10 protein-coding genes and 3 pseudogenes are annotated in these 10,907 nt (G+C 71.5%); 12 read left to right on the top strand and 1 reads right to left on the bottom strand.

Going from position 1 to position 10,907, the window contains the following annotated elements:
- Positions 1-2: 2 nt before the first annotated feature.
- From ACIQR3_RS03720 to ACIQR3_RS03665, 12 genes and pseudogenes are all read left to right on the top strand, one after another.
- Positions 3-528, top strand: a pseudogene (locus ACIQR3_RS03720) (NuoI/complex I 23 kDa subunit family protein); the annotation flags it as partial.
- Positions 517-585: pseudogene (locus ACIQR3_RS03715) on the top strand (hypothetical protein); the annotation flags it as partial. The pseudogenes ACIQR3_RS03720 and ACIQR3_RS03715, both read left to right, overlap by 12 nt.
- 55 nt (positions 586-640) lie before the next feature.
- A complete protein-coding gene (locus ACIQR3_RS03710) occupies positions 641-1,240 on the top strand; it encodes an NADH-quinone oxidoreductase subunit J (protein WP_403533532.1) in 600 nt (199 codons plus the stop codon).
- Positions 1,240-1,644, top strand: coding sequence for an NADH-quinone oxidoreductase subunit NuoK (nuoK, locus tag ACIQR3_RS03705; RefSeq protein ID WP_403533991.1), 405 nt, complete (start codon positions 1,240-1,242; stop codon positions 1,642-1,644). The genes ACIQR3_RS03710 and nuoK overlap by 1 nt, the downstream gene beginning before the upstream one ends.
- Positions 1,641-3,638: an NADH-quinone oxidoreductase subunit L gene (locus ACIQR3_RS03700; RefSeq protein ID WP_403533529.1), complete on the top strand. Its 1,998-nt coding sequence runs from the start codon at positions 1,641-1,643 to the stop codon at positions 3,636-3,638. The genes nuoK and ACIQR3_RS03700 overlap by 4 nt, the downstream gene beginning before the upstream one ends.
- Before the next feature lie 6 nt (positions 3,639-3,644).
- Positions 3,645-5,219 (top strand): NADH-quinone oxidoreductase subunit M, encoded by a 1,575-nt coding sequence (locus tag ACIQR3_RS03695; protein WP_403533526.1) that lies wholly within the window; start codon positions 3,645-3,647, stop codon positions 5,217-5,219.
- A complete protein-coding gene (locus ACIQR3_RS03690; protein WP_403533524.1) occupies positions 5,216-6,742 on the top strand; it encodes an NADH-quinone oxidoreductase subunit N in 1,527 nt (508 codons plus the stop codon). Before ACIQR3_RS03695 ends, ACIQR3_RS03690 begins: the two co-directional genes overlap by 4 nt.
- 234 nt (positions 6,743-6,976) lie before the next feature.
- The gene (htpX, locus tag ACIQR3_RS03685) at positions 6,977-7,840 is read left to right on the top strand and encodes a zinc metalloprotease HtpX (RefSeq protein ID WP_403533521.1); all 864 of its coding nucleotides are present in this window, start codon (positions 6,977-6,979) and stop codon (positions 7,838-7,840) included.
- Entirely contained in the window at positions 7,837-8,229 is a 393-nt protein-coding gene (locus ACIQR3_RS03680; RefSeq protein WP_403533518.1) for a YccF domain-containing protein, read from the top strand. Before htpX ends, ACIQR3_RS03680 begins: the two co-directional genes overlap by 4 nt.
- A 227-nt stretch (positions 8,230-8,456) precedes the next feature.
- Positions 8,457-8,723, top strand: coding sequence for a GlsB/YeaQ/YmgE family stress response membrane protein (locus tag ACIQR3_RS03675; RefSeq protein WP_403533516.1), 267 nt, complete (start codon positions 8,457-8,459; stop codon positions 8,721-8,723).
- A 177-nt stretch (positions 8,724-8,900) separates the two neighbouring features.
- Positions 8,901-9,308, top strand: a complete 408-nt coding sequence (locus ACIQR3_RS03670) for a YciI family protein (RefSeq protein ID WP_403533513.1) — start codon at positions 8,901-8,903, stop codon at positions 9,306-9,308.
- A 7-nt stretch (positions 9,309-9,315) separates the two neighbouring features.
- A pseudogene (locus ACIQR3_RS03665) lies at positions 9,316-10,112 on the top strand (sigma factor).
- A 152-nt stretch (positions 10,113-10,264) separates the two neighbouring features.
- Here ACIQR3_RS03665 and ACIQR3_RS03660 read toward each other — a convergent pair.
- On the bottom strand, positions 10,265-10,753 hold the full coding sequence (locus ACIQR3_RS03660; RefSeq protein ID WP_189417980.1) for a YajQ family cyclic di-GMP-binding protein: 489 nt from the start codon (positions 10,751-10,753) through the stop codon (positions 10,265-10,267).
- Positions 10,754-10,907 lie beyond the last annotated feature (154 nt).

The following is a 10,907-nucleotide window of genomic DNA, read 5'->3' as shown; positions in this document are numbered from 1 at the left end:
CCATGGCCCCCATCCCAGGAAGTGGTCTGGCCAAGGGCCTGGCCGTCACCCTGCGCACGATGACGAAGAAGACCGTCACCGAGCAGTACCCGGACGTCCAGCCCGACCTCCCGCCCCGCAGCCGCGGAGTCATCGGCCTGTTCGAGGAGAACTGCACGGTCTGCATGCTGTGCGCCCGCGAGTGCCCGGACTGGTGCATCTACATCGACTCCCACAAGGAGACGGTCCCCGCCGCGACCCCCGGTGGCCGCGAACGCAGCCGCAACGTCCTGGACCGCTTCGCCATCGACTTCTCCCTGTGCATGTACTGCGGTATCTGCATCGAGGTCTGTCCTTTCGACGCCCTCTTCTGGTCCCCGGAGTTCGAGTACGCCGAGACCGACATCCGCGACCTCACCCACGAACGCGACAAGCTCCGCGAGTGGATGTGGACCGTCCCGGCGCCGCCCGCCCTCGACCCCGGCGCGGAGGAGCCGAAGGAACTCGCCGCCGCCCGCAAGACAGCCGACAAACTGGCTGCAGCCCAGCCCGAACCACGGCAGTCCGAACCACGGCAGTCCGAACCACGGCAGTCCGAACCACGGCAGTCCGAACCACGGCAGCCCGAACCACGGCAGCCCGAACCGCGGGAGGGCGACGCATGAGCCTCGCGGCCGAAACCCACGGCTTCCTCTCCCCGACCGGCGTCGAGATCGCCTTCCTCCTCGTCGGCCTGGTCACCTTCGGCGCCGCCCTCGTCACCGTGACCACCAGGCAGCTCGTCCACGCCGCCCTGTGGCTGGTGGTCGCCCTCGGTGGTCTCGCCGTCGAGTACCTCCTGCTCACCGCCGAGTTCATCGCCTGGGTACAGGTCCTCATCTACGTCGGTTCCGTCGTCGTCCTCCTCCTGTTCGGCCTCATGCTCACCAGGGCGCCCATCGGCCGTTCCCCGGACGCCGACTCCGGCAACCGCTGGGCCGCCCTCGCCGTGGCCGTCGCCGCCGCGGCGGCCCTCGTCTGGGTGGTCGTCGACGCGTTCCGCACCACCTGGATCGACCTCGACGGCCCGGCCGCCGGCTCCACCGCCGTCACCGGAGCGAGCCTCTTCCAGCACTGGGTCCTCCCCTTCGAGGCCCTCTCCGTCCTCCTCCTCGCCGCTCTCGTCGGCGCGATCGTCCTGTCCCGCAAGGCCAAGACCAAGACCAAGGCCGACGCGCAGGCCGCCGACCAGCCGAGGTCCGCCAAGGGCGGTGCCCGCTGATGCACCTCGCCTACCCCGCCGTCCTCGCTGCCCTCCTCTTCTGCACGGGCCTCTACGGCGTCCTCGCCCGCCGCAACGCGATCCTCGTCCTGATGTCGGTCGAGCTGATGCTCAACGCGGTCAACCTCAACCTGGTCGCCTTCGATGTCTGGCTCAGCCGGGCCGCCGAGGAGACCCTGCACTCCGGGCAGGCCCTGACCCTGTTCACCATCGCCATCGCCGCCGCCGAGATCGGCATCGGCCTGGCGATCGTCCTCGCCGTCCACCGCAACCGCGGCACCGCGGACATCGACCGCCTCCGCGACACCGCCGAGGGCCACGAACCGGACGACGGCTCCGACCCCGACCACCCCGACGCCCCCGCGACCGGAACGGCCGCCGAGAAGGCTGAGGCCAGCGCGTGACCACCACCACCCTCGCCGTCCTCGTCCCCCTCCTTCCCTTCCTCGGCGCCGCCGCCGGCCTGCTGCTGGGCCGCACCGCACCCGCCTTCGTCCGACCGCTCGCCGTCCTGCCGACGCTCGCCGCGTTCGTCCTCGCCGTGGTCGTCGCCGCGCGCCAGGGCGGCGGCCGGGCGGTCGACGCCGCCACCGAGCTGACCCCCACCGGCTCGGTCCCCGTCGAACTGGCCCTGCACATCGACGGCTTCGCCGCCCTCGTCGCCGTCCTGGTCGGCCTGGTCGCCACCTGCGTGCAGCTCTACTCGACGGGCTACCTGCGCGACGACCCGCGCTACCCCTCGTACGCCGCGCTCGTCTCTCTCTTCACCTCCGCCATGCTCCTCGTCGTCTACTCCGGCGACCTGATGGTGCTGCTGGTCGGCTGGGAAGTCATGGGCATCTGCTCCTACTTCCTGGTCGGCCACTACTGGGAGACGCCGGAGGCCCGCGCGGCCTCCCTCAAGGCGTTCCTGGTGACCAAGCTCGGTGACGTCCCCTTCCTGATCGGTCTGTTCGCGCTCGCCGGCGACGCCGGTTCCTTCCGGATCACCAAGATCCTCGGCGCGGTCGCGAGCGACGGCGGCCTGGACCACCCCACCCTGGTCGCTCTGTTGCTCCTGGCCGGCGTGGCGGGCAAGTCGGCCCAGTTCCCGCTGCACACCTGGCTCCCCGACGCGATGGCGGGCCCCACGCCCGTCTCCGCCCTGATCCACGCGGCGACGATGGTCGCGGCCGGTGTCTACTTCACCGCCCGGCTCCTTCCGGTCTTCGAGGCGTCCCAGGCCGCCATGGTCGTCCTGGCCGTCATGGCCGCGGTCACGATGACCGGCTCGGCGCTCGCCGCGCTCGCCCAGGACGACATCAAACGCGTCCTCGCCTACTCGACGATCGGTCAGCTCGGCTACCTGACCGGCGCCCTCGCCGTCGCCGACCGCGATGCCGCCGTCTTCCACCTCCTGTCCCACGGCGCCTTCAAGGCGCTGCTGTTCCTCGCGGCCGGCGTGCTCATCCACGCGGCCGGCACCAACTCGCTCGCCGCCATGTCCCGTATGCGGGGCCTGCGCGACCGTGTCCCCGACGCCTACTGGACGATGACCGTGGCGCTGCTCGCCCTCGCCGCGATCCCTCCCTTCAGCGGCTTCTTCTCCAAGGAGGCCGTCCTGGGCGCCGCCGAACACGTCGTCGGCGGTCACACCGAGCACGCCCCGGCCGCCGCCGGCTGGACCGTACTCGTCGCCGGTCTCCTCACGGCCCTGCTCACCGCCGCGTACGCGACGCGCCTGTGGCTGCTGGCCTTCCGCGGCCACGGCGCCGACGCTCCCGACCACGGCAAGCAGCCACTCGCCATGAACGCCGTGCTGTGGGTGCTGGCGATCCCGTCGCTCGCCTTCGGCGGACTCGCCTTCCGCGTGCTCCCCGACTGGTTCGACGGCCGTGACCTCACCCCGACCCTCACCACCTCCGTGCTCGGCACGGGCGTGGCCCTGGTCGGCGGCATCGTCACCTACGGAGCCTGGCGGCACACCACCGCGCTCGCCGCACGCGTCCCCCTGGGCGCCGTCGCCGCCCACCCGGAGCGCGACGCCGGCGCCGTGGAGGCCGAGGCCATCGCCGGGCACGAGCCCGCCTACGGCAGCGTGGCCCACGCACCGGACCCCGCCGACCCCGGACGGCTCCTCCTCGGCCCGCTGCACCGGCACGCGGCCGTCGGCTTCCACCTGGACGCCGTGTACACCGCGCTCTTCGTCCGCCCGGTGCGGGCCGGAGCGAGCCTCGTCCGGTTCCTGGACCGCGAGGTCGTCGAGACCTACGTACGCGGGGCGGGCGTCCTGCCCCGCTGGCTCGGGGCCGCCGTACGCCGTGCCCAGACCGGCAATGTGCAGACCTATGTGAGCGCGCTGCTCGCCGGCACCGTCGTCCTCGCGGTCGCCGCCGTCCTCGTCGCCACGGGAGCGTGAGCAGGCGTGATCGATATCAACGAGTCCGTGATGCAGTTCCTTCTGGCATTGATCGTGGCCGGCCCGCTTCTCGGGGCCGCCACCGCCCTGCTGCCCGCGCCGCCCGGACTGAAGGGGAAGTCGCCCGAGCAGGCCGTGCTGCGGCACGGCGTCACCGTGACCGGTGCCGTCCTCATCGCCGCGATCGTCCTCGCGCTCGGCTTCGACCACGACCAGCCGTCGAAGATGCAGGCCACGACCGACATCAGCTGGATCCCCGCACTCGACGTGCGCATCCACCTCGGCATCGACGGCATCTCCCTCCCCCTCCTGGTCCTGACCGCGCTGCTGACCTTCCTCTGCGCGCTCTACTCGTACTTCAAGATGCCTTCCGGGCCCACCCCGAAGGCGTTCGTCGCGCTGCTGCTCGTCCTGGAGTCCGGCACGCTCGCCAGCTTCGCCGTCCTCGACCTGCTGCTGTTCTTCCTCGCCTTCGAGATGGTCCTCGTCCCGATGTACTTCCTCATCGCCCGCTGGGGCGGCGAGGGCCGGGCCGAGGCCGCCTGGAAGTTCATCCTGTACACGCTCCTCGGCTCCGTGGTCATGCTGCTCGGCCTGCTCCTGACCGGAGTCACGGCGGGCACGTTCGACATGATGGCACTGGCCACTGACAACGGCCGGTCGCTGACCACATCCGTGCAGGTCATCGCCGTACTGGCGATCGGGATCGGACTCGCGGTCAAGACCCCGATGTGGCCGCTGCACAGCTGGCTGCCCGACGCCCACACCGCCGCGCCGACCGTCGGCTCGGTCCTGCTGGCCGGGGTCCTGCTGAAGATGGGCACGTACGGGTTCGTCCGCATCGTCCTCCCGATCGCCCCGAACGGCTTCCGCGTCTTCGCGCCCTGCCTCGCCGCCTTCGCCGTCGTCGGCATCGTCTACGGCTCCCTGGCCTGCCTGGCCCTCGCCCGGCGCGGCGCCAAGGGCGACCTCAAACGGCTCATCGCGTACTCCTCCGTCGGCCACATGGGCTTCGTCCTGCTCGGCATCGCCACCATGACCCCGACCGGCGTCAACGGCGCCCTGTTCGCCAACATCGCCCACGGCCTCATCACCGGCCTGCTCTTCTTCCTGGTCGGCGCCCTGAAGGACCGCACGGGCTCCACCGACCTCGACACCCTGGCGGCCGAGACCGGCGCCGCGCTCTACGGCAGGGCGCCCCGCCTCGGCGGCCTGCTCGCCTTCGCCGCCGTCGCCTCCCTCGGCCTGCCGGGACTGGCCGGGTTCTGGGGCGAGATGCTCGCCCTGTTCGGCGCGTTCGACCCGGCGAGCGGCCTCAGCCGCCCGGCCTTCCTCACCTTCATGTCCGTCGCCGCGTTCGGCACGCTGCTGACCGCCGCGTACATGCTGATCGTGGTCCGCCGCGTCTGCATGGGCGCCACCGCGCCGGACGCCCCCGCGCTCCCCGACGTGAGCCGCTACGAGTTCGCGGCCTGGACCCCGCTCGTCGCCCTCACCGTCGTCGCCGGACTGTGGCCGAGGGCCCTCCTCGGCCTGACCGACCCGGCCGTGCAGCAACTCCTCGCAGGAGGCACCCGATGAGCGCCCTGGCCGCCCAGCCACTGGCCCAGAACCTCGTCCAGTCCGTCGACTGGCTCGCCGTCGCGCCACCCACCGTCGTGGCGCTGGCCGGACTCGCCGTCCTGGTCGCCGACCTCTTCGTCGCCGAGCGGCGCAAGCCCCTGCTCGGCTGGGCGTCCGTCGCCGGCCTGGCCGCCTCGCTGCTCCTGCTGCTGCCCCTGCTGGACGGCGACCGCGCCACCTTCTGCCTGACCGGCGCCACGCGCGCGTGCAGCTACGTCGCCGACCCGTTCACCCTCGTCGTCCAGCTCCTGGTGCTCGGCGGCGCCCTCGTGGCCGCCCTGCTGTCGGTCACCGCCCTGAAGGACGCCGACCGGGGCCTGCCCGAGGGCGAGTACTGGTTCCTGCTGCTGTCGTCCGCGGCCGGCGCCGCGCTGCTGCCCGCCTCCCGCGACCTGGCCACCCTCGTCGTCGCCCTGGAGGTCGCCTCCCTGCCCGCCTTCGCCCTGGTGGGCCTGCGGCACGGCGACCGGCGCTCCTCCGAAGCCGCCCTGAAGTTCTTCCTCTCCTCGGTGACCGCGACCGCCGTCAGCCTCCTGGGCGTCAGTTTCGTCTACGCCGCCACCGGCACCCTGCACCTCACCGAGATCGCCGGCCGCGTCCAGGACGTCGACGGGCAGCTCACCACCCTCGCCCGTACCGGCGTCGTCCTCACCCTCGTCGGCTTCGCCTTCAAGACGGCCGCCGTGCCCTTCCACTTCTGGGTGCCCGACACCTACGCCGGCGCGCCCCTGCCGGTCGCCGCCTACCTGTCCGTCGTCGGCAAGGCGGTCGGCTTCTCCGGCCTCATCCTGGTCACCGTCGTCGCCCTCCCGTCGTACGCCGACGTCTGGGGCCCGGCGCTGGCCGCGCTCGCCGCGCTCACCATGACCGTCGGCAACGCCGGCGCCCTGCGGCAGCACGGCACGCGCGCGTACAGCGCCGTACGCCTGCTCGCCTGGTCGTCGGTGGGACAGGCCGGCTACCTCCTGGTGCCGATCGCCGCCGCCGCGTACTCCGACGACCCCGAGCGCTCGATCGGCTCCACCCTCGCCTACGCCCTCATGTACGGCGCCGTGAACCTGGGCGCCTTCGCGGTCGCCGCCCTGGTGGGCCGTACGAAGTCCCGCAACCGCCTGACCGACTACCGCGGCCTGTACGCCACCAACCCCCTCACCGCCCTCCTCCTGGCCTTCTTCCTGCTCTGCCTCGCCGGGCTGCCGCCGGGCATCATCGGCCTGTTCGCCAAGGTCACCGTCTTCTCCGCGGCGGTCGACGCCGGCCTCGGCTGGCTCGCCGTGGTTATGGCCGTGAACGTCGTCATCGCGCTGTACTACTACCTCCGGTGGACGGCCCTGCTGTTCCGCGCCCCGGCGGGCGAACCCCGCAAGCACCTCGTGCCGGCCCCGCTCACCGCCGCGCTCGCGGTGACCGCGGTCCTGGCCGCCGCCCTCTCCGGCGCGCCCCAGCTGATCCTCCGCTTCGCCGACACCGGGCTTTTCTGAACCCCGCCCCACCCCGTCCACCGCCCCCGTCACCCGGACGGCCCATGCGCGCCCGCGCGTCCACCGGGGAACTGGTGGCCGTCGCCTCGCGTTGACCAGTACGGAAGGGTCCACTGGACGTGTCACCACACACCGGTGGCATCGACAGACCGGGAAGCGACCACAGCGAGCGAGACCAGCAAGCAAAGGGTTCAAACAAAGGGTTCCCCTGCTGCACCACTTGGAGGGCGTACCGTGCACCGCCGGCACAACGGGCTCAGGACCGCAGTACTCCTCGGGGGACTGTCCGCGCTCATCATCGTCATCGGCAGCTTCTTCGGCCGAGCCGGGCTCGTCGTCGCCGTCCTCGTCGCCCTGGGCACCAACGCGTACGCGTACTGGAACAGCGACAAGCTGGCTCTACGCGCGATGCGCGCCCGCCCGGTGAGCGAGTTCGAGGCCCCGGGGCTGTACCGCATGGTCCGCGAGCTCTCCACCCAGGCCCGCCAGCCCATGCCGCGCCTGTACATCTCCCCGACGGAGGCCCCCAACGCCTTCGCGACCGGCCGCAACCCGCGCAACGCGGCGGTCTGCTGCACCGACGGCATCCTGCGCCTGCTCGACGAACGCGAGCTGCGCGGCGTCATCGGCCACGAGCTGAGCCACGTCTACAACCGGGACATCCTCATCTCCTCGGTCGCCGGCGCCCTCGCCTCGGTGATCATGTTCCTGGTCAACTTCGCCTGGCTGATCCCCATCGGCCGCTCCGACGACGACGACGGCCCCGGCCTCTTCGGCATGCTCCTGATCATGCTGCTCGGCCCGCTGGCCGCCAGCCTGATCCAACTGGCCATCAGCCGCTCCCGCGAGTACGAGGCCGACGCGTCCGGATCCCAGCTCACCGGCGACCCGCTCGCCCTGGCCAGCGCCCTGCGTAAGCTGGACGCGGGGACCAAGCAGCTTCCGCTGCCGCCGGAACCCCGTATCGAGACGGCCAGCCACATGATGATCGCCAACCCCTTCCGCCCGGGGCAGGGCCTCTCGAAGATGTTCTCCACCCACCCGCCCATGGCGGAACGCATCGCCCGACTCGAGAAGATGGCAGGTCGCAGGCAGTGAAGACCATCCTCAACCTCATCTGGCTCGTCCTGAGCGGCTTCTGGCTGTTCCTCGGCTACCTGCTCGCGGGCGTGCTGCTCTGCGTAACGATCATCGGCATCCCGTTCGGGATCGCGGCGTTCCGCATCGGGATCTACGCGCTGTGGCCCTTCGGGTACACCGCGGTCGAGCGCCGGGACGCGGGCGCGGCCTCCTGTGTCGGCAACGTGCTGTGGCTGCTCCTCGCGGGCTGGTGGCTGGCCCTCGGCCACATCGTCACCGGCATCGCGCTGTGCGTGACGATCATCGGCATCCCGCTCGGCATAGCCAACTTCAAGCTGATCCCGGTCTCCCTGCTCCCGCTGGGCCGCGACATCGTCCGGACCGACCAGCCGTTCACGGCCCGCTGATCACGCCGACGCCGCGCCACCGTCCGGCACGGCGCCCGTCGCACCCGCGAACCCGCACCCGCCATGAGCCATGTCCCACCGCTCCCTGCAACCACCGCCATGACCGTTGCGTCTTCAGTCCATGAGAGAGCAGGAACGGCCGCACCGCCCCGCAAAGCGTGGCAGAAGCAATGCCGATCACAGTGCGCTCGTAGGCCGGGCACAGCGAGAGAGGGCAGGTTCGAGGCATGACCGTCATCAGTTGGATCATCCTGGGGCTGCTGGCCGGAGCCATCGCCAAGGTCCTGTTGCCGGGCCGGGACCCGGGCGGCCTCATCGGCACGACCCTCATCGGCATCGCCGGCGCCTTCATCGGCGGCTGGATATCGGCCCGCTGGCTGGACCACCCGATCACGAAGGACTTCTACGACGGGGCCACCTGGGCGGCGGCGATCGGCGGCTCGTTCGTCCTCCTGGTCGTCTACCGCATCCTGTTCGGCAACTCCCGCGACTGAGCCGCCCGGCTGCCCGTACCGTGCGTCGGCCGTACTGAGCGCATCCACGACAATCCGGGAGAAAAATATCGGCCGACGATGTCGAATGATGTCGACGATGCCGAGAACGCGTGACCGGCTCCGTCCCCGTATCGAGCGCGACCACAAGAGGCCGCGTCGGCACCGAGGAGCGACACGATGGCCAAGTACCTGCTGCTGAAGCACTACCGCGGCGCCCCGGCGGCGGTGAACGACGTCCCCATGGACCGGTGGACGCCGGAGGAGATCTCGGCGCACATGCGTTACATGCAGGACTTCGCGGACCGGCTGGAGAAGACCGGTGAGTTCGTCGACGGGCAGGCGCTCGCCCCCGAGGGGGCGTGGGTGCGCTACGACGGTGAGGGGCGCCCGCCGGTCACCGACGGCCCGTTCGCCGAGACCAAGGACCTCGTCGCCGGCTGGATGGTGATCGACGTCGACAGCTACGAGCGCGCCGTCGAGCTGGCCGGGGAACTGTCGGCCGCCCCCGGCGCGGGCGGCAAGCCGATCCACGAATGGCTGGAGCTGCGCCCGTTCCTGACCGCTCCGCCCACCCCCACGGAGTGACCCGCCGCTGGACGAGGCCCTGCTCCGACGCCTCGCACCGAACGTCCTCGCCGTCCTCGTCCGCCGCACAGCCGACTTCGCGGCGGCCGAGGACGCCGTACAGGACGCGCTCGTCGAAGCGGTCCGCCGCTGGCCGGACGGCCCTCCCCGGGACCCCAAGGGCTGGCTGGTCACCGCGGCCTGGCGGAAGTTCCTCGACCAGGCCCGGTCGGACACCGCCCGGCGCCGGCGCGAGGACGTCGCCGAGCAGGAACCGGCACCCGGGGCCCGCGCCCGCGATGGACAACACGCTCCAGCTCTACTCCCTGTGCGCCCACCCCTCGCTGACCCCGTCGTCCGCGACCGCGCTCACCCTGCGCCCCGTCGGTGGCCTCACCACCCGCCAGATCGCCCAGGCCTACCTGGTGCCCGAGGCGACCATGGCGCAGCGCGTCAGCCAGGCCAGGTGCACCGTGTCCGGCGTCCGGTTCGACCGGCCCGGCGACGTCGCCACCGTCCTGCGCGTCCTCTACCTGGACGTCGACGAGGGTCGCGCGCCTGACCGACAGCCCCGTCGTCCGGCTCAACCGCGCGGTCGCCGTCGGCGAGGCCGACGGACCACGCGCCGCTCTGGCCGCACTTGCCGAGCTGGGTCCCGCCCTGCCCCGCGACACCGCGGCGGCGGCCTGCCTCCACGAACGCGGCGGCAAGCCGGCGACGGCGGCCCGGCTGTACGCCGAGGCGGCCCACAAGGCGTCCGACCTCGCCGAACGCGACTGCCTGCCCCGCCAGGCCGCCCGCCTCAACACCCACCGGGGCCGCTGACAGCCCACGCTCACGGCCTTCCGCACCGGCACGTGGCACACCTGGCCGAGCGGCGCCGGCCCACCGGCCCGCGCAGCCCACCCTCCGCCCGCCGCCGACCGTCCGACGGTCTCCGCGCGGGTCAGGCCGCCCTCTCCGCGGTGTCCGACGAACTAGCGGTAGTTCACGAACTGCAGCGCGAAGTCGAAGTCCTTGCCCTTCAGCAGCGCGATCACGGTCTGCAGATCGTCGCGGCTCTTGGAGGAGACCCGGAGCTCGTCGCCCTGCACCTGGGCCTTCACGCCCTTCGGCCCCTCATCGCGGATGATCTTCGCGACCTTCTTCGCGTTGTCCTGGGAGATGCCCTCCTCGATCGACGCGAAGATCTTGTACTCCTTGCCGGAGAGCTGCGGCTCACCGGCGTCCAGGGCCTTCAGCGAGATGCCGCGCTTGATCAGCTTGGACTGGAAGACGTCGAGGATGGCCTTGACCCGTTCCTCGGAGTTCGCCTCCATGAGGATCTTCTCGCCGGACCACGAGATCGAGGCGCCCACGTTCTTGAAGTCGTAGCGCTGAGAGATCTCCTTGGCGGCCTGGTTGAGGGCGTTGTCGACCTCCTGCCGCTCGACCTTCGAGACGATGTCGAAACTGGAGTCGGCCATGTCCTGTGGCTCCTTGTGTCCGGTTGCGTGTCGGCCAAGCCTAGCCACCCGCCACGCCCCGGGCGCAGATCAATCGGGTGGCGAAGCACCCCGTGGCATCGGGTATTGTTTACGTCGTTGCCACGGAGCACCGCCGAAAAGCGGTTCGAAGGGC

It is taken from the genome of Streptomyces sp. NPDC090994 (assembly GCF_044768905.1).
Taxonomy (GTDB): domain Bacteria; phylum Actinomycetota; class Actinomycetes; order Streptomycetales; family Streptomycetaceae; genus Streptomyces.
The sequence above is the reverse complement of the archived record's forward strand: the minus strand, read 5'-3'. Positions and strand labels throughout refer to the sequence as shown.